Annotated in this window: 12 protein-coding genes, 4 tRNA genes and 1 pseudogene; all 17 read left to right on the top strand. The window is 36.3% G+C overall.

Features of this window, described 5'->3' with window-relative positions:
• Positions 1 to 218 precede the first annotated feature (218 nt).
• Positions 219 to 341 (top strand): annotated as a pseudogene (locus tag CAP47_RS05250) (acetyltransferase); the annotation flags it as partial.
• Between the two features lie 57 nt (positions 342 to 398).
• Complete coding sequence (nagB, locus tag CAP47_RS05245) at positions 399 to 1,175, top strand: glucosamine-6-phosphate deaminase (protein WP_100775679.1); 777 nt, start codon at positions 399 to 401, stop codon at positions 1,173 to 1,175.
• A gap of 1,949 nt (positions 1,176 to 3,124) precedes the next feature.
• Positions 3,125 to 5,038 (top strand): polysaccharide biosynthesis protein, encoded by a 1,914-nt coding sequence (locus tag CAP47_RS05240; RefSeq protein WP_100775678.1) that lies wholly within the window; start codon positions 3,125 to 3,127, stop codon positions 5,036 to 5,038.
• A 104-nt stretch (positions 5,039 to 5,142) separates the two neighbouring features.
• The gene (locus tag CAP47_RS05235; RefSeq protein WP_100775677.1) at positions 5,143 to 6,441 is read left to right on the top strand and encodes an OmpA family protein; all 1,299 of its coding nucleotides are present in this window, start codon (positions 5,143 to 5,145) and stop codon (positions 6,439 to 6,441) included.
• A gap of 1,393 nt (positions 6,442 to 7,834) precedes the next feature.
• On the top strand, positions 7,835 to 8,971 hold the full coding sequence (locus CAP47_RS05225; protein WP_100775675.1) for a DegT/DnrJ/EryC1/StrS family aminotransferase: 1,137 nt from the start codon (positions 7,835 to 7,837) through the stop codon (positions 8,969 to 8,971).
• A gap of 2,117 nt (positions 8,972 to 11,088) precedes the next feature.
• Positions 11,089 to 11,766 (top strand): SGNH/GDSL hydrolase family protein, encoded by a 678-nt coding sequence (locus tag CAP47_RS05220; protein ID WP_100775674.1) that lies wholly within the window; start codon positions 11,089 to 11,091, stop codon positions 11,764 to 11,766.
• Complete coding sequence (locus CAP47_RS05215) at positions 11,759 to 13,039, top strand: DUF2851 family protein (RefSeq protein WP_100775673.1); 1,281 nt, start codon at positions 11,759 to 11,761, stop codon at positions 13,037 to 13,039. Before CAP47_RS05220 ends, CAP47_RS05215 begins: the two co-directional genes overlap by 8 nt.
• Complete coding sequence (locus CAP47_RS05210; RefSeq protein WP_100775672.1) at positions 13,036 to 13,266, top strand: PspC domain-containing protein; 231 nt, start codon at positions 13,036 to 13,038, stop codon at positions 13,264 to 13,266. Before CAP47_RS05215 ends, CAP47_RS05210 begins: the two co-directional genes overlap by 4 nt.
• A gap of 100 nt (positions 13,267 to 13,366) precedes the next feature.
• On the top strand, positions 13,367 to 15,433 hold the full coding sequence (locus tag CAP47_RS05205) for an amino acid carrier protein (protein ID WP_093244409.1): 2,067 nt from the start codon (positions 13,367 to 13,369) through the stop codon (positions 15,431 to 15,433).
• Positions 15,434 to 15,447: 14 nt separating this feature from the next.
• A complete protein-coding gene (locus tag CAP47_RS05200) occupies positions 15,448 to 16,338 on the top strand; it encodes a helix-hairpin-helix domain-containing protein (protein WP_093244410.1) in 891 nt (296 codons plus the stop codon).
• On the top strand, positions 16,331 to 17,497 hold the full coding sequence (locus CAP47_RS05195; RefSeq protein WP_093244411.1) for an acyl-CoA dehydrogenase family protein: 1,167 nt from the start codon (positions 16,331 to 16,333) through the stop codon (positions 17,495 to 17,497). Before CAP47_RS05200 ends, CAP47_RS05195 begins: the two co-directional genes overlap by 8 nt.
• Positions 17,498 to 17,596: 99 nt before the next feature.
• Complete coding sequence (locus CAP47_RS05190) at positions 17,597 to 18,505, top strand: tyrosine-type recombinase/integrase (protein WP_100775671.1); 909 nt, start codon at positions 17,597 to 17,599, stop codon at positions 18,503 to 18,505.
• An 88-nt stretch (positions 18,506 to 18,593) separates the two neighbouring features.
• Positions 18,594 to 18,667: transfer RNA gene (locus CAP47_RS05185), tRNA-Thr, on the top strand.
• Between the two features lie 11 nt (positions 18,668 to 18,678).
• A tRNA-Tyr gene (locus tag CAP47_RS05180) sits at positions 18,679 to 18,761 on the top strand.
• A gap of 27 nt (positions 18,762 to 18,788) precedes the next feature.
• Positions 18,789 to 18,861: transfer RNA gene (locus CAP47_RS05175), tRNA-Gly, on the top strand.
• A gap of 12 nt (positions 18,862 to 18,873) precedes the next feature.
• Positions 18,874 to 18,945 (top strand) — tRNA-Thr (locus tag CAP47_RS05170).
• Between the two features lie 93 nt (positions 18,946 to 19,038).
• Entirely contained in the window at positions 19,039 to 20,226 is a 1,188-nt protein-coding gene (gene tuf / locus CAP47_RS05165) for an elongation factor Tu (RefSeq protein WP_100775670.1), read from the top strand.
• Positions 20,227 to 20,273 lie beyond the last annotated feature (47 nt).

The following is a 20,273-nucleotide window of genomic DNA, read 5'->3' as shown; positions in this document are numbered from 1 at the left end:
GTATATAAAATTAAATTTTCATGAAAGTTTAGAAGATGCACTTTATGTAAGTTTAGATTCATTTGGCTTTAAAGGTAAAACCTTGGTTGGTCTAGCCGATGAATTTGTTAGAAATGGAGGTAAGTACTTATTTTTAGATTTTAAAACTCCTAATATGGTGTATAAATTATCAACCTAAAATAAATTTTAACCTGTAGCCATATTTCAGGACTAGACATATAAGTATTGGTAAAAATTGTATGATAGGTGCAGGGGCTGTTATTATTAAAGACATCCCTGACAATTCTACTGTTGTAGGAAACCCTGGTCAGATTATTAAAAACAATTCATCAAAAATCTAATTTCATCCGTTTTTTGCCTTCACCAAGCTATACCAACCTAACATCCTTTTTAATATTATGAAAAAAACCATACAAACAACATCCACTCATAAAAAACTCAAGCTTTTTCAAGATGCAGAAGCAGCTTCTTTATTTGTGGCACATCAAATTGCTGAGCTTATTCGCGATAAAGAAAAGCAAGGCAAAACTGCCGTTTTAGGTTTAGCTACGGGCAATACACCCAAAGGCGTTTACCAAGAGCTGATACGTTTGTACAAAAATGAAGGCTTGAGTTTTAAGAATGTCATCAGTTTTAATCTTGATGAATATTATCCTATTTTACCTGATGATCAGCAGAGCTATACTTATTTTATGCGACAGTATTTATTTAAGCATGTTGATATTAAAGAGCAGCAGATAAATATACCCAATACTGATTTTTCAGAAAAAGGCATTGCGCAATACTGCCAAGATTATGAAGATAAAATACAAAGTCTTGGTGGCATGGACTTTCAACTTTTGGGCATCGGCAGAAACGGTCATATCGGTTTTAATGAGCCAGGCTCAGATTTTGAATCAAAAACACGCTTAGTCAACTTAGACAGCCTCACAAGAGAAGACGCTAAAGCAGCCTTTGGAAGTCTAGACAAAGTGCCAGAAAAAGCCATTAGTGTTGGCGTGCAAACCATCTCAAAAGCCAAGAAGATCCTCCTCCTAGCCCTTGGCGAAAGGAAATCAGAGATTATGCAGCAAGCCATAAATGGTGAAATCACAACTGAAGTTCCCGCCTCATTCCTGCAAAGCCTCTCCCAAGCCGAGTTTGTGCTTGATGCTTCTGCAGCGAGGGCTTTGTAATTCTAATCCCGAATCCTCGGGATTAGAATCCACGAATCCACGAATCCACGAATTTATCCCGAATAAGTCGGGACTAACAAAGCATGAGATTCTGATCCCGACCCCCGAGTTATTCGGGGCGGGGCAGAATGACAAAACGTAAACTACTGTCATGCTGAACAAACGCCGCCATAGGCGAAGTGCGATTCAGTATCTCATCTTTATTCTTGTCATTCTGAAGACACGAGTATGGGAGTGTCATTCAGAATCCCATCAATTGGAGACGAATTAATAATTGTATCGAAGTCTTCCTTTAAATCATTATTGAATATTACATAGTGATTTCTTTCATTTTTTCCATTGATGAAAAAACGAAACAAAAAAATCTAGACTAAATTTTCAGGAAATTTTTGCTTCGTTCCTCTACGCAAAACCCCTGCTGTCTTTTTCGCTTCATGCTTATGACTTCGTCAAGCACTTCCGCGAAAGCCACAGGTATTTCTTTAAATGAGTCATTTGCTTTCTTAACTCATTTTCGTTGTTTTGAGCTATTGCAAACTTCCTAGCAGGGATAAGATAAATTCAAAATTTTTAATTCAAAATTCATAATTGAAGAGAACGGCCTATTTTTATTTTTTGTAGAAAAACAAGAAAAAACTGCCGCGTTGGATGAAGGAGGATGGCCTAGTGCAACGGTTGCCATCCGCATGATAAAGTTTTTTCGTCGTTTTCAAGAAAAGTAAAATAAGCCTAGTCCCGAGCCTTCGGGGTTTGTTACTTTTTTAGGCAATGTAAAAAAGTAAAGAACAATCATGAATTGAAGTTCTTTTCATTTTGCCTTGACGCAAAACCCCTGATGTCTTTTTCGCTTCATGCTTATGACTTCGTCAAGCACTTCCGCGAAAGCCACAGGTATTTCTTTAAATGAGTCATTTGCTTTCTTAGTTTCTTTCCGTCTAGTTGAAGTATTATCATCTTCTTAGCAGGGGTAAGATAAATTCAAAATTTTTAATTCAAAATTCATAATTGAAGAGAACGGCCTATTTTTTATGTTTTTTAGGAAACTAGAAAGCGTTGAAGAAAGGCAGAGGGAGCAATGCGCGAGTGAAACGGTTCGCGTTGCGGGGGCAGAGATGCTTTCGTTGCTTTTCTAAAACAGAAAAATAAGCCTAGTCCCGAGCCTTCGGGGTTTGTTACTTTTTTAGGCAATGTAAAAAAGTAAAGAACAATCATGAATTGAAGTTCTTTTCATTTTGCCTTGACGCAAAACCCCTGATGTCTTTTTCGCTTCATGCTTATCACTTTCGTGATGCACTTTCGCGAAAGCCACAGGTATTTCTTTAAATTAGTCATTTGCTTTCTTAGTTTCTTTCCGTTGACGTGAAGTATTATCAGCTTCTTAGCAGGGGTAAGATAAATTCTAAATTTTGAATTCAAAATTTAGAATTTAAAGATTCGGCCTATTTTTTATGTTTTTTAGAAAACTAGAAAGCGTTGAAGAAAGGCAGAGGGAGCAATGCGCGAGTGAAACGGTTCGCGTTGCGGGGGCAGAGATGCTTTCGTTGCTTTTCTAAAACAGAAAAATAAGCCTAGTCCCGAGCCTTCGGGGTTTGTTACTTTTTTTGGCAATGAAAAAAAGTAAAAGAACATCAATAGAAGTTCCTTTCATTTTGCCTTGACGCAAAACCCCTGTTGTCTTTTTCGCTTCATGCTTATGACTTCGTCAAGCACTTCCGCGAAAGCCACAGATATTTCTTTAAATGAGTCAGTTACTTTCATAATTCATTTCCGTTGAGTTGAGCTATGACAAACTTCTTAGCAGGGATAAGAGTAATTCAAAATTTTTAATTCAAAATTCATAATTGAAGAGAATGGCCTAATCCCTAACATCTAACATCAGATACAAGAAATGTTGATTGTTAACAGGAAAAAACTTAATTTCGCAATAACTAACTTTAATATCAGATTTTGTGAAAGAACTTCTAAAAAAAAGGCTTAAACGCCAAACGCCTAGGTGGCTCGTTCTTATTATCGACCTTCATGTGGTAGCAATGACGTTCTTGCCAGCTTATTTATTGATATTTAAACTCAATTGGGAGCCTTTTTCAATTGACTTTATCAAATTGATTTGTGCAAGCTTGCTTGTTTACTTCTTTGTCTTTGTTGTTTTTAAAACTTACAGAGGTATTGTTCGCCACACAGGTTTTAATGATATGCTAAAAGTCTTGTGGGTGTGCCTTATTGCCTTAGGACTCTTATCCATTTATGTTGCACTTTCAGGTTTTGAAAGCGCTAACCTGATTTACTCCATATTGCTTGTTCATTTCTTGATCTGTAGCATGAGTCTTATTTTCTTAAGATTAGTTTATAAGTCAATTTACTTTCAGTTGATAGAAAGCAAGTCGAAACAAGATCATGTTTTGATATATGGTGCTGGTGATTCAGGAATTATCACTTATAATGCTTTGCAGAATGACAGGGGTATGGCAAAGCATATCCTTGGCTTTATAGATGATAATACGAAGGTGCAAAAGAATAAAATTAATGGAAAGCCTGTTTATTCGCCTGCACATATCGATCTTCATTTTGTTAAGAAATATGAGGTTTCTGAAATTATATTTTCTATTCAAAACATCACTTCAAAAGAGCTCAATAAACTGGTTTCCAATTTTGAAAACTTCCCGGTTTCCTTAAAGATTGTGCCAGCCTTGAGTCATTGGATTGATGGCGATTTGGAAGCGCAACAGATTAAAGATATTCGTATTGAGGATTTATTGAGTCGAGATCCGATTGAACTCAAAAAAGAAAGTGTCTCTCAGCAGCTTAAAGGAAAGACTGTTTTGATTACTGGTGCTGCCGGCTCTATTGGGAGTGAGATTACAAGCCAAGTGACAAACTATGCTTGTAAACAAATAATACTGGTAGATCAAGCAGAAACACCTATGTATAATTTGCAGCAAGAGTGCTTATCAAAACTGACGGCAGAAGCAAAAGATGTGCAAGTGAAGTATATTGTGTCGGATATCAGGAATAAAGCACGTATGCAGTCGATCTTTCAAGACTATCAGCCAGATATTGTTTATCATGCCGCCGCTTATAAGCATGTGCCATTGATGGAAGATAATCCTTGTGAAGCGATTAGCACCAATATAAAGGGAACCATGCATATTGTTGATTGTGCCATTGCGCATCAAGTTGAGAAATTTGTGATGGTATCGACAGATAAAGCTGTGAACCCAACAAATGTAATGGGGGCAACCAAGCGTATTGCGGAATTATATGTGTCGCAGATGTCTAAAAAACACAAACACACCAAGTTTATCACCACGCGTTTTGGAAATGTCTTGGGAAGTAATGGATCCGTTATTCCTTTATTTCAGAAACAACTGTCAAATGGAGGACCGCTAACCGTGACACATCGAGAGGTGACGCGATACTTTATGACGATCCCGGAAGCTTGTCAATTAGTACTTGAAGCTGGTGCTATGGGAGAAGGTGGAGAGATTTTTGTTTTTGATATGGGAGAGAGCGTTAAGGTCTATGATCTTGCCAAACGCATGATTCAGTTAAGCGGTTTAAACTACCCGCAAGATATTGACATAAAGATTGTAGGCCTACGCCCAGGCGAAAAGATCTATGAGGAACTGCTAGCCGATGGTGAAAATACATTGCAAACACATCATGAGAAGATCCTAAAAGCAGAGGTGCGTGATAATAAAATTGAAAATTTTGAGGTGATTGTCAATGATTTAATTAAATTTGACTTTAAAGAAGGTGAAAAACAGATGAATATGAAGTTGGTGAGTGTAATTAAAAAACTTGCCCCAGAGTATGTCTCAGAAAATTCAATATATGAAAGCTTAGATACAAAAAAGCTCTCTTAGCCTAGATTTAATTTAACTGAATTTAGCATAAATTAAATAAAATTCACATAGATTTTGTATTTTTAAAACATTTATATTTGTATATAATCAAAATAAAGATAATCATGAAAAAATTTACATTATTAACCTTAGCTGCTCTTCTTACTGGAATGGTAGTACAGGCACAAACTCCCGAGAATGAAGACTCCTCTATGGACTATAATAAATGGTCTATCAATGGAAATGTTGGTTTATTAACTGCATCTGGTCCTTATAAAGATGGTCATTCAGATTATTTATCTGACATGAACTACGGTTTAGGCGTACGTTATATGTTCAATGATAAGTTTGGTCTAATGCTTGACGGAGGTTTTGGTCAGGTTGAAGGTGATGATGCATCAGCTTTTGATTTTGAAACTAAATACACACGTTTAGGCTTACAAGGTGTTGTTAATTTAGGATCGGTTCTTAACTTCAACACATGGACTAAGCGTTTAGGTTTATTAGCACATGGTGGTGCTGGAGTAACTTTTTTATCTTATGATGATGCTGCTTTAGTAGAAGATGAAAAAGCGATCAACTTAATCTTTGGTGTGACACCACAATTTAGAGTAAGTGACCGTGTTTCTCTTTTCCTTGATCTTGCGATGCAAGGAAACTTAAAACAAGATATGACAATGGACGGTATGCAGTACTCAGGCAAATCTTCAGTACACCACTTTAAAGGAATGGTAACAACTGTTTCTGCTGGTATCTCTGTTTATTTAGGTGGAAATGACTACCACGCTGATTGGGCTGCTGCAGGTCAATCTAATATGATGAATGAGCGTTTGACTAATGCAGAAAACAAGTTAGACAAAATTGAAAATGATTTAGCTGATGATGATCGTGATGGTGTGCCGAACTACCTTGATCAAGAGCCAAACACAATCAATGGTGTTGCTGTGAATACAAAAGGACAAGCAATTGACACTGATGGCAATGGTATTCCGGACGAAATAGATAAATCATTACAGGAGAGATACATGTCAAAATCTGACTTTGAAGAAAACTACAAAGGTGGTGGCGATATCAATAGTGTAAAATCTATGGCTAATTCAGGTCTAATTAGTGTATTCTTTAAGTTTGATAGCGCTCAGCCAGTTGATCACTCTTATGCATCAATTAATAAGATCGTGCTTTATATGAAGTCTAATCCAGATGCATCAGCGAATTTGGTAGGTTATGCTGATGAAATTGGTAATAAAGCTTACAACAAACAACTTTCTGAAAAAAGAGCTAAATACGTTTATGATGTATTAGTTGCTTCAGGAATTAGTGAAGATCGCCTGTCTTACAATGGAGGCGGAGTTGATGCTTCAGTAAATAAAGATTCTTCAAATGCTAGAAAATTAATGAGAAGAGTTGTGTTTGAAATCAAATAATTTATTGACACATATTTTATTAAATTTTAATAAAGACACCTTTCGGCAACGGAAGGTGTTTTTTTTTATAGCGAACTTTAATATAGTTTTCCTTTCATTTTTTCCATTGATGAAAAAACAAATCAATCCTCCCGACCATTCGGGATCGGGACAAGACTAATTTCAAGAAATTTTTGCTTCGCTTCTCTTCGCAAAACCCCTGATGTCTTTTTCGCTTCATGCTTATCACTATCGTGATGCACTTTCGCGAAAGCCACAGGTATTTCTTTAAATTAGTCATTTGCTTTCTTAACTCATTTTCGTTGTTTTGAGCTATTGCAAACTTCCTAGCAGGGGTAAGATAAATTCTAAATTTTGAATTCAAAATTCACAATTGAAGACAACGGCCTATTTTTTATGTTTTTTAGGAAACTAGAAAGCGTTGAAGAAAGGCAGAGGGAGCAATGCGCGAGTGAAACGGTTCGCGTTGCGGGGGCAGAGATGCTTTCGTTGCTTTTCTAAAACAGAAAAATAAGCTAGTCCCGAGCCTTCGGGGTTTGTTACTTTTTTTGGCAATGAAAAAAAGTAAAAGAACATCAATAGAAGTTCCTTTCATTTTCCTTGACGCAATCCCGAAGGATCGGGAGAAACAATCCTCCCGACCATTCGGGATCGGGACTAGCGAATCAATCCCGAAGGATCGGGACAAAGGAATACACGAATTTATCCCGAATAACTCGGGACTAACAAAGCATGGGATTCTGATCCCGACCCCCGAGTTATTCGGGGCGGGGCAGAATGACAAAACGTAAACTACTGTCATGCTGAACAAACGCCGCCATAGGCGAAGTGCGATTCAGTATCTCATCTTTATTCTTGTCATTCTGAAGACACGAGTATGGGAGTGTCATTTAGAATACCATCAATTGGAGACGAATTAATAATTGTATCGAAGTCTTCCTTTAAATCATTATTGAATATTACATAGTGATTTCTTTCATTTTTTCCATTGATGAAAAAACGAAACAAAAAAATCTAGACTAAATTTTTATGAAATTTTTGCTTCGTTGCACTATGCAAAACCCCTGATGTCTTTTTCGCTTCATGCTTATCACTATCGTGATGCACTTCCGCGAAATCCACAGGTATTTCTTTAAATTAGTCACTTGAGTTATATTGAGATTTTAGAGTTAAATAAAACCGATTCACTAGTCACTAGTCACGAATCACAAATCACAGACAACAGAAAACCGATTCACTAGTCACTATTCACCAATCACGAATCACGAACCACGAATACACGAATATACGAAACACGAACCTCCAAAAAACTATCAACTCAGAAACTCCTAATTAGCTTTAAATTTATACTTTTGTTGTTCACTAACTCATCTAACAAACAAGCATTAAAAATATGAATGAAAAAATATGGCTCTCTTCCCCACATATGGGAACGAAAGAGCAAGCATACGTCAATGAAGCCTTTGAAACCAATTGGATTGCTCCTCTTGGTCCACATGTTAATCATTTTGAAAAAGAACTTTCACAATATGTCAACTCAAATAAGTCTGTAGCTGCATTGAGTTCAGGGACTTCAGCTATTCATTTAGCTTTGATTTTGGCAGGTGTTCAAAGAGATGATTATGTCATTTGTCAATCGATGACATTTTCAGCTTCGGCCAATCCGATTATTTATCAAGGCGCGCATCCTGTTTTTGTAGATAGCGAAGAGGAAACCTGGAATATTTGTCCGGTTCACCTTAAAAAAGCCATAGAAGGCACTATTAAAAAGCATGGTAAAAAGCCCAAAGCCATTATTGGCGTTCATTTATATGGGATGCCTTATCAAGCAGATGAGGTGAATGCTATTGCAAAAGAATATGATATTCCAGTAATAGAAGATGCCGCTGAAGCCTTGGGGAGTCAGTATAAAGGAAGAAACTGCGCAAGCTTAGGCGATTATGGTATTTTATCTTTTAATGGTAATAAAATCATCACAACTTCAGGCGGAGGCGCTTTAGTTTGCCAGACAGAAGAGGAAAAGCAGAAAGCTATATTCTATTCAACACAAGCCAGAGACGAAGCCCCGCATTATCAACATTCAGAACTCGGGTTTAATTACCGCCTGTCGAATGTTGCAGCTGGTATAGGTCGTGGGCAGCTGGAGGTGATTGAAGATCGAGTTGCGGCTAGACGTTCAAATTATGATTTTTATCTTAAAGAGCTTTCAAAATTAAAAGGCTTTGAATTTCTTGAAGAATCTGAAGGCTTGAAAAGTAATCGTTGGTTATCCACAGTTTTGATACATCCAGAAAAAGCAGGTGTTACAAGAGAGGATATTCGTTTAGCTTTATTAAAGGAAAATATAGAAACCCGCCCTTTATGGAAACCTATGCATATGCAGCCATTTTTTAAAGACGCCGACTATTACGGAAGTGATGTCGCAGAAACACTCTTTGAAAAAGGCCTCTGCCTACCAAGTGGGTCTAATTTAGAACCAAAAGATTTAGAAAGAATCAGAAGCGCAGTCTTTGATGTTTTTGAGAAATAGATTTTAGATAACAGAGGTGAGAGGTGAGAGGTGAGTGGTGAGAAGTGGGTTTTTGAGTCAATGAGTTTTTGAGTGGTGAGACTTTAGAAATTCAGAATTTAGAATTTTGAATTCTAAATTAGTACTGTCATGCTGAACAAACGCCGCCATAGGCGAAGTGCGATTCAGTATCTCATCTTTATTCTTGTCATTCTGAAGACACGAGTATGGGAGTGTCATTCAGAATACCATCAATTGGAGACGAATTAATAATTGTATCGAAGTCTTCCTTTAAATCATTATTGAATATTACATAGTGATTTCTTTCATTTTTTCCATTGATGAAAAAACGAAACAAAAAAATCTAGACTAAATTTTTATGAAATTTTTGCTTCGTTGCACTATGCAAAACCCCTGATGTCTTTTTCGCTACATGCTTATGACTTCGTCAAGCACTTTCGCGAAAGCCACAGGTATTTCTTTAAATTAGTCATTTGCTTTCTTAACTCATTTTCGTTGTTTTGAGCTATTGCAAACTTCCTAGCAGGGATAAGAGTCATTCAAAATTTAAAATTTTAAATTCATAATTGAAGACAACGGCCTATCGAAAATAATGTGTAAAATTGGCAGTGAAATAAGCGTTAAATTTTAGGCTGTTTAAGCCTGATGGAATCAGGTGAGTTTCCTAAAATTTAGCTTATGAACATACAATTTAGCATTAAGTTCGTAAGCCTAGACTTTCGTAGTCCCGAGCCTTCGGGGTGCTTCTTTTCGGCAATGGAAAAGAAGAGGGAATATCAATAGAAGTTCCCTTCATTTTTTCTTGATAAAAAACGAAGCAAAAAATCAAGAATAAAATGAGGAAATTTTCACTTCACTATCGTTTCGTGAAACCGCTGTTCAAACTGTGCTTCATGCTCTTTTTTGCGAAAATGCAAAACGCACTTTCGCTTGTTTGACAGACTATTTCTTATATTATTCCTCTCACTAAACAATAATGATATGAGGTTTAAAACATACCGCCTAAAGCCTACCGCTTATAGTGTAAAAATCGAATCAATCCTCCCGACCATTCGGGATCGGGACTAACGAATTCACAAATACACGAATCAGCAAATTAACGAATTTATCCCGAATAACTCGGGACTAACAACTCATGAGATTCTGATCCCGACCCCCGAGTTATTCGGGGCGGGGCAGAATGACAGATAACTGTAAACCGATAACTGTAAACTGAGAACGAAAAACTGAGAACGAAAAACTGAGAACAGAAAACCGATTCACTATTCACCAATCACGAATCACAAGTCACAGACAACCGATAACCGATAACCTATTAAATGTATTCCCTTCATTTTTTCTTGATAAAAAACGAAGCAAAAAATCAAGAATAAAATGAGGAAATTTTCACTTCACTATCGTTTCGTGAAACCGCTGTTCAAACTGTGCTTCATGCTCTTTTTTGCGAAAATGCAAAACGCACTTTCGCTTGTTTGACAGACTATTTCTTATATTATTCTGTTTAAAAGATAAACAGACACTAGATATGAGATGCTAGATTTCAAAAGTCTTATGTCTAACCTGATGTCTTTATAAATCGTGAGATTCTGAATAAATATCTCCTATCGTCGATGTTTTCCAGAATGACAGATATTTTGCAAGACACGATTACACCATTACACGAATACACGAAAAACTATAACCGATCAACTAACAACAGAAAACAGAAAACGATAAACTGAAAACCGACAACCGACAACTGAATTAGTCGTGGATCAAAAAGTCGTGGATCGTGTGTCCTGAGAAATCGAACTGATAACAGAAAACTGATTACCGAATAATCGAATAGTCGAATAAACGATTACACGGAAATCGAAAAACTATAAACGATCAACTAACAACAGAGAACAGAAAACGGTAAACTGAAAACCGACAACCGAAAACTGATTTAGTCATGGGTCAAAAAGTCGTGGATCGTGTGTCCTGAGAAATCGAACTGATAACAGAAAACTGATTACCGAGAACAGATAACCGAATAAAGGAATAGTCGAATAAACGATTACACGAACCACGAACAACCGACAACAGGTAACAGATAACCGAAAACTTTTTGTAACTTAGAATATCAAAACAAATTGATGCATTTTAAATTCGCATTTCTTTTATACCTAACAATACAAATTTCTATGGCACAACCTCAGATAAGCTATTTGGCACTCGGTGATTCTTATACCATTGGTGAATCCGTACCACTTGAAAAATCTTGGCCTCATCTCTTAATGAAAGACTCTCAAGAACATGATTTCAATATTAAAAACCCTAAAACCATCGCTAAAACAGGCTGGCGAACCGATGAGCTGATTTCTGCTATTGCATCTGAAAATATCGCTGATGCTTCTTATGATCTCGTTTCTCTTCTCATAGGTGTTAACAATCAATATCAATCAATTGCTTTAGAAGTTTATAAAGAAGAATTTCAAGAACTTCTTAATAAAGCGATTCACTTTTCAAAACATAAAACCAAAGGTGTTTTTGTTGTGTCAATCCCAGATTATAGCACGACAACATTTGCCAAAAAATCTGATAAAAAAAACATCAGAGAAGAGCTTAACCAATATAATGCTTACGCAAAACAACTCTGTGAATTATATGAAATTCCATTTTATGATGTTACTGATCTTTCGTCTGAAATCAACTCTGAAAAAGAAATGTTAGCTGAAGATGACTTGCATCCTAGTGCGAAGCAATATCAAAAATGGGTGAATCATTTTATAGAAAATTTTAATAAAGATTTTTCACATTTAAAGCATGAATGAAGATTTTTTGCATTACGTCTGGCAGTATCAAAAGCTTGATACACTACACCTTCAAACAACAGATGGTGAAAAGCTGCACGTGATCCAAAAAGGCTATCATAACAAAAGTGAGTCTGGCCCTGATTTCAAAGAAGCCATTATAGAAATCAATGGTCAGAAATGGGCAGGACAAATTGAAATTCATATCAAATCATCAGATTGGTACGCGCACAAACACGAAACAGATTCAAATTACAATAATGTGATTTTGCATATTGTATGGGAACACGATCTTGAAGTTTTTGATTTCAACCAAAATCCAATCTCAACATTAGTTATTTCTGATTTTGTGAACGCTGAAGCCTTAAAAAATTATAAACTTTTGCTCTCTCAAAATGATAAAAAGTGGATTAATTGCGCTCAAGATTTTCACACATTTTCAAAATTCACTTTCGATCACTGGTTGGAGCGGATTTATATTGAACGTTTAGAAGAAAAATCTCAATTGGTTCAAGATTTATTGGTGAAAACCAAAAACCATTGGGATGCTGTGTGCTTTCAATTCTTGGCTAAAAACTTTGGACTGAATTCCAACGGAAATCAATTTTTGAATATTGCGCAAAGCTTTGATTTTAAAATCATACAGAAATTACAAGGGAATCAATCACAAATAGAAGCGCTTATATTTGGCCAATCTGGTTTACTTCCTGAAGATTCTGATGAAATTTACGTCAAGCAGCTCCAGAAAGACTATCAATTTTTAAAAGTGAAATATGATTTAAAACCGAGGCAAGAAGTATTGGAATTTTTCAGGTTACGACCTTCTAACTTTCCGAGCATTCGATTGGCACAGTTGGCAGCATTATTGTCTAAATCAAGTCATCTTTGTGAAGCATTGATGCATATCGATTCTCAAAAGTCGGCAAGAGATTTCTTTAAGGTTGAAGTGTCTGATTTCTGGAAAACACATTATACTTTTCAAAAAGAGTCTAAAAAGTCACCTAAAAAATTAAGTCACTCTTTTGTAGATTTAATGATGATCAACGCAATCATTCCTTTGGAATTCGCTTACTATCAGCATTTAGGGCAATTGGAATTTGAAGAGCATATCTTTAAATTGATCAATAGCATTAAGCCAGAACAAAATTCTATTATTCAAAAGTTTGAAAAACTGAGGCGTCATCAAATGAATTCAGCTCTAGAAACACAAGCCTTGATACATTTAAAGAAGAATTATTGTGATCTTAATCGCTGTTTAAGTTGTAATTTTGGACTCAAATTAGTGAGAGGATGAATAAACAAATCGAAAAGCTTCGTTTTTTTCTAGAGCGACGTGGGTTTTATGTCAGCAGTCGTTTAGCTGATCGTCTAGGGATCAGAGCTAAGTGGGTACGTTTGTTTTTTATTTATAGTTCTTTTGCAACTTTCGGGATGGGCTTTGTCGCTTACTTAATCTTGGCTTTCTGGTTGAGACTTAAAGATTTAGTTTCAACAAAAAGAAGCTCAGTTTTCGATCTTTAAGGGATTCATTGATATTAAGCTAGATTAATCAATTAATTTCTTAGATGAGATTAAACAATTTTATATATTGCGATGTATTTTATATAAAATTAACATTCAGATGACCCATAGATACTTCCTATTACTACTCATTTCTTTTTTAAGTTTAACGAGTTTTTCTCAGGAATTAGAAGTTAAAGCCGATTTAATCAATCCTTCAAAAACGATTAATGACGGACAAATAGAACTTCATGTTTCCGGAGGTCAAGAACCTTATGAATATTTTTGGTCAAACCCAGACACGCCTTTATCATCATCAATTTCTACAAACTTGGTTGAAGGTATGTCTTATACAATTGTGATTGAGGATGCTAATGGTTTGAAAAAAGAGGTGACTTATGAATTAAAAGCAGAGTCAATTACAGAGAAATTAAACGGAACGCTAAAGCCAGCAGTTGATGGACTTGGTTCAGTTTTATTCTGGGATCCGTTTGCTGCAGTCGGAATTTATGATCCTGTGATGTACTCTGATTCAAAACTTATTTTTGTACCAGGCTGGACAGCTGGGACTTCAAATCAATTTAAATTAAAAAAGTGGTTGGTCAAAAAGGGAACTCGAATTAATGAAGGAGATCCTATTGCGATAATCTCAAGAGGAGACTTGGGTGATGTTGAAGTAAAAGCCACCACATCTGGTCAACTGAAACATCTTGTTGAAGAAGGAGAGATGATTTATAATCCTGACAATAAATCACATGTTATTCAACAAAATGCGCATAAATTTGCTGAAGTAAAATATGATGAACCAATAGCTTTACTCAATGCTAATGGCACTAAAAAAACAAAAGGAATACCCTTTATTGTCGTTTGGCTAGTTTTGGGAGCATTATTTTTTACTTTAAAAATGGGCTTCATCAATTTCAGAGGTTTTAGACATGCGCTTGATTTAGCAAAAGGAAAATATGATGATCCGAACGCGCCAGGTCGTATTACGCATTTTCAAGCTTTATCAACTGCTGTTTCTGCAACAGTTGGTTTAGGAAATATTGCGGGTGTTGCTGTTGCTGTTTCTTTAGGTGGTGCAGGCGCTACGTTTTGGATGGTTGTTGCGGGTTTGCTCGGGATGTCATCTAAATTTGTAGAATGTACACTTGGTGTTAAGTACAGATTTATTGGTAAAGAGGGGCGAATCTTTGGAGGCCCGATGAACTATTTGCGTTATGGTCTTGAAAAGAGAAACCTGACGAAACTGGGTAAATTTTTAGCAGCCTTTTTTGCTGTTCTTGCTATTGGCGCTTCTTTTGGAGGTGGAAATATGTTCCAGTCCAACCAATCTTATGCCATATTGTCTAATCAAATTCCATTTTTAGATGGCCATGGATTTGCTTTTGGTGTTTTCTTGGCTATCCTTGTTGGTGTTGTTATTATTGGCGGAATCAATAGTATTGCAAACGTAACTGGTAAAGTCGTGCCTGTCATGGCTTTGGTTTATATCATCGGCGCATTAATCGTTATTTTTATCAATATTGAAAATCTTGGACCTGCAATTTCAGCGATTATTAATGGTGCTTTTTCACCAGGCGCGCTTAAAGGTGGCTTTATAGGTGTTTTAATTGTTGGTTTCCAGCGTGCAGCTTTCTCAAACGAAGCTGGTGTTGGTTCTGCTGCAATTGCTCACTCTGCTGCAAAAACGCATCATCCACCTTCTGAAGGTTTTGTTGCTTTATTGGAACCATTTATCGATACAGTTGTCGTTTGTACCTTAACAGCTTTGGTATTGATTTTTACAGGAATGCACGAAGTGGAAGGTGTTTCAGGTGTACAGTTGACAACTGATGCTTTCGGTAGTGTGATTTCTTGGTTTCCTTATGTGTTAGCATTGGCTGTGTTCTTATTCGCTTTTTCAACAATGATCTCCTGGTCTTATTACGGAATGAGAGCTTGGTCTTATATTTTTGGAAGAGGAAAGAAGACAGAATTTGTTTATAAAATTTTATTCTTGCTTTTCATTATCGTGGGGTCTTCTGCAAGTTTAGGCGCAGTTCTTGACTTTTCAGATATGATGATTCTTGCGATGTCATTCCCTAATATTATTGGACTTTATATTTTATCAGGAGAAGTCCGTAAAGACCTACGACAATATTTATCAGATTTAAAAACAGGTAAGCTTTTTAAGAAGAATGCTTGATTAAAATAAAAAATATGAAACTTAAATCCCATTTTGTGATGAGTAAAACTGATCGAAATGGGATTTTGATTTTTATCGGCATCTTGATTATCGGCTGTGTTGGCATTTATCTCGTTAATACTTATTCAAAACCTAAAGACATATTTCAACTTGACAAGAAAGCACAAGACCGCATGAATGTTCTTTTGGATTCGTTAAAAAAAGAACAAAACAAGCCTTATGTTCCGAAAATTTATCCTTTTAACCCTAATTTTATAACCGATGAGAAATCTTATCGTTTAGAGATGAAGCCTGCTGAGTATGATAAATTAAAAGCTTATAGAGAAGCTGATCAATGGATCAACTCTGTGGAAGATTTTCAGAAAGTGACAGGTGTTTCTCAAACTTGGCTGAATAAGTATTCTAAATACTTTAAATTTCCCGATTGGGTGATTGAGCAGCAAGCTAGAGAGCGAGAAAACAGAAGGTCACAACCAAGTGAATTGAGTTACACAGCGAAAAAAGATTTGAACAAAGTTGAAGCTGATGATTTAACTGAGATATCTGGAATTGGCTCTGTTTTGTCTCAACGTATCTTGCGTTATCGAAACAAAATAGGTGGCTTTAGGGGTGATAGTCAACTCAAAGATATTTATGGTTTAAAAGCAGAACTTGAAGCAAAGATTCTTGCAAAAATGACTGTAAAGTCTGGGAATGAAATTCCTAGAATTAACATTAATAAAGCAAGTGTAATCGAATTAGCAGATGTTCCGTATTTCGATTATGAATTAGCGAGAGAAATTAATACTTTTATCAAATTAAGAGGTGGTATTGAAAGTTTTGAAGAACTGTCTAAAATTCAAGACTTTAAAGCTTATCAAATCCCACAATTGAAACTATATTTAAAACTAAAAGAGAATGAATAGATTGTATTTTACAGAAGAGCACGACATGTTTAGGGAAAGCTTGAGAGCTTTTCTTAAAAAAGAAGTTGCTCCTCATATTGATAAATGGGAGAAAGATGGCAAAATTGAGCGCTTTATATGGGAGAAGTTTGGCGAAATGGGTTATTTCGGTTTGGCTTATCCAGAAAAGTATGGCGGCTTAGATCTTGATTTATTTTATACAGTGATTTTACTTGAAGAGCTTCAGCGTATCAATTCTGGCGGTTTTGCTGCTGCGATTTGGGCACATGCTTATTTGGCCATGACACACGTGAATAAAGAAGGTTCTGATGATATCAAGGAGAAGTATTTAGCGCCTTCTATCGCTGGCGAAAAAATAGGAGGCTTATGTATTACAGAGCCTTTTGGTGGATCTGATGTTGCAGCGATGCGATCAACAGCTAAAGACGAAGGTGATCATTATATACTTAATGGATCGAAAACATTTATCACAAATGGTGTTTACGCGGATTATTTAGTGATTGCAGCAAAAACTTCCCCAGAGAAAGGAGGTAAGGGCATCAGTATGTTCATCGTCGATAGTGACACGCCAGGCATCAATGCAACTAAATTAAATAAACTTGGGTGGAGAGCTTCTGACACTGCTGAATTATCTTTTGATAATGTCAAAATACCGAAGTCTCAATTGATGGGGGAAAAAGATATGGGTTTTCCATACATCATGCAACACTTTGCACTTGAGCGTTTAATTATGGGAATCAACGCACATGCAAGAGCAGAATATGCGATTGAATATACCTTGCAGTATATGTCCGAACGCGAAGCATTCGGCAAGTCAATCAATCAATTTCAAGCATTGCGTCATCGCATTGTTGAACGCGCAACAGAAGTTGAAATTTCTAAAAACTTTAATTACACAACAGCTAAACGCTTAGATGCGGGTGAATATGTTGTAAAAGAAGCAACGATGTCTAAATTACAATCGACTAAAGTTGCTGATGAAACCATTTACGATTGTCTTCAGTTTTTAGGAGGTTATGGTTATATTGAAGAATATCCGCTTGCAAGAATGCTTCGTGATAGCCGACTTGGTCCTATAGGTGGAGGAACTTCAGAAATACTCAAAGAAATTTTATCAAAAATGATAATTGATAATAAAGATTATAAACCTGCAACTTAATAAATTGTACTTTAATAAATAATTTGAAGCAGTTTCAGTTGATGAAGCTGCTTTTTTTATGAATTTAGAATAAGCTATAAATTGTCTAAATTTGTCAATATGGATTACGTTTCTAAATTTCTTGATTATTTAGCTTTCGAAAAGAAATACGCCAAGCACACCTTGACAGCTTATCGCGCTGATTTGGTCTCTTTTCAGAAATATGTGATTCAAACATATGATTCAAATCAGCTTGATGAGGTTCAATACCCGATGATACGTTCCTGGATAGTTCATTTGTTTGATCAAGATCTTAGTAAAAGTACGATTAACCGAAAGTTGACAAGTCTTAAGGTGTTTTATAATTACTTATTAAAAATAGGGGAGATTAAGAAAAACCCGATGGCCTCTCATAAATCTCTTAAAAGTCAAAAGCAACAAGAGTTAGCGTTTAGCTCAAAAGAAATCAATGGTGTTTTTGATTTGTTTGATACAGAAACTTGGCAAGGACAAAGAGACCAGTTGATTGTTGAAATTCTTTATGCAACAGGGATGCGGCGCCAAGAATTGATGAATATAGAAATCTCCGATATCAATTTTTCTCAAAAACAAATCAAAGTTCTTGGAAAGAGAAACAAAGAAAGATTAATTCCAGCCTCAGAAAGTTTATTAAATAAGATCAAGGAACATATCAATAGAAAGAATGATAAGGCCGAATCTAGGACAACATATTTAATCACAACAGAGAAAGGCAAGCAAGCTTATCCTAATTTGATTTACAGAGTTGTTCATGCTTATTTTAAATCGGTTTCAGTTAAACAAAAATGCAGTCCTCACATGATAAGGCATAGTTTTGCCACACATTTACTTGAGAAAGGAGCAGATTTGGTATCGATTAAAGAATTGATGGGACATGATAGTTTGGCATCTACACAACATTACACAAAAAATAATTTAGTCAAATTGAAGCAAGTCGTTAGGAATAAGCATCCTAGATCAATTTCTAAAAACAAAAATGAAAAAAAGTAAAAAAAAATATGTTTTTTATTTTGCAGATTTAAATATCGGACATATATTTGCACTCCGTTAAACGAAAGTAGTTTTGACATATTGAAAAGCCGATGTAGCTCAGCTGGCTAGAGCAGCTGATTTGTAATCAGCAGGTCGTGGGTTCGAGTCCCTCCATCGGCTCACAATTACTCGGGGAGATACTCAAGCGGCCAACGAGGGCAGACTGTAAATCTGCTGTCTTTCGACTTCGCAGGTTCGAATCCTGCTCTCCCCACAACCAAGTCGGAAAAATGAAGAATACGCGGGAGTAGCTCAGTTGGTAGAGCGTCAGCCTTCCAAGCTGAATGTCGCCGGTTCGAACCCGGTCTCCCGCTCTTTAATTTTTTGCCGACGTAGCTCAGGGGTAGAGCGTTTCCTTGGTAAGGAAGAGGTCACGAGTTCAATTCTCGTCGTTGGCTCATATAAGTCTCAAAATTTATTTTTGGTGACTTTTACGTGGTTAATAATATTGAACACTATATATAAACTAAGATTATTAAATAATTACTACTATGGCAAAGGAAAATTTTGATCGTTCCAAACCGCACTTAAACATTGGTACGCTTGGTCACGTCGATCACGGAAAAACGACATTAACTGCAGCAATCACTAAGGTTCTTGCTGATAAAGGTTACTCTGAAGCGAGTGCTTATGATCAGATTGATAACGCGCCTGAGGAAAAAGAGCGTGGTATTACTATTAACTCTTCTCACGTTGAATATCAAACTGCAAATCGTCACTACGCACACGTTGACTGTCCAGGTCACGCCGATTACGTAAAGAACATGGTAACTGGTGCTGCTCAAATGGATGGTGCTATCTTAGTTTGTGCTGCGACTGACGGTCCAATGCCACAAACACGTGAGCACATCTTATTAGGACGCCAGGTTGGTATTCCTAAAATTGTTGTTTTCTTGAACAAAGTTGACTTAGTAGATGACGAAGAATTATTAGAATTAGTTGAAATGGAAGTGAGAGATTTACTTTCTTTCTACGAATATGATGGTGATAACGCTCCTGTTATTTCTGGTTCTGCTCTTGGTGCTTTAGATGGTGATGAGAAGTGGGCTGAAAAAATTATGGAGTTGATGGATGCTGTTGATGAGTATATCGAGCAGCCAGAAAGAGATGTTGACAAAGATTTCTTAATGCCAATTGAAGATGTATTCTCAATTACAGGTCGTGGTACTGTTGCAACTGGTCGTATTGAGACTGGTGTTGCTAACACGGGTGATACAATTGACATCATCGGAATGGGTGCTGAAAAATTGAAATCAACAATCACAGGTGTTGAGATGTTCCGTAAGATTCTTGATAGAGGTGAAGCTGGTGATAACGTTGGTATCTTATTGAGAGGTATTGAGAAGTCTCAGATTACACGTGGGATGGTTATTACAACTCCAGGTTCTGTTACGCCTCACGCTAAATTCAAAGCAGAGGTTTATATCTTGAAGAAAGAAGAGGGTGGTCGTCACACGCCATTCCATAATAACTACAGACCTCAGTTCTATGTAAGAACAACTGATGTTACAGGTACAATATCTTTACCTGATGGTGTAGAAATGGTTATGCCAGGTGATAACTTAACGATTACAGTTGAATTGTTACAAGCAATTGCTTTAAATGTTGGATTAAGATTCGCAATTAGAGAAGGTGGTCGTACAGTTGGTGCTGGTCAGGTAACTGAAATTTTAGACTAATTTAGTCTGTTAGAATATATGAAATTAAGGTGTCTATTCGGCACCTT

It is taken from the genome of Psychroflexus sp. S27 (assembly GCF_002810405.1).
Taxonomy (GTDB): domain Bacteria; phylum Bacteroidota; class Bacteroidia; order Flavobacteriales; family Flavobacteriaceae; genus Psychroflexus; species Psychroflexus halocasei_A.
Note: the sequence above shows the minus strand (reverse complement) of the source record. Positions and strands in the feature narration are given on the sequence as shown.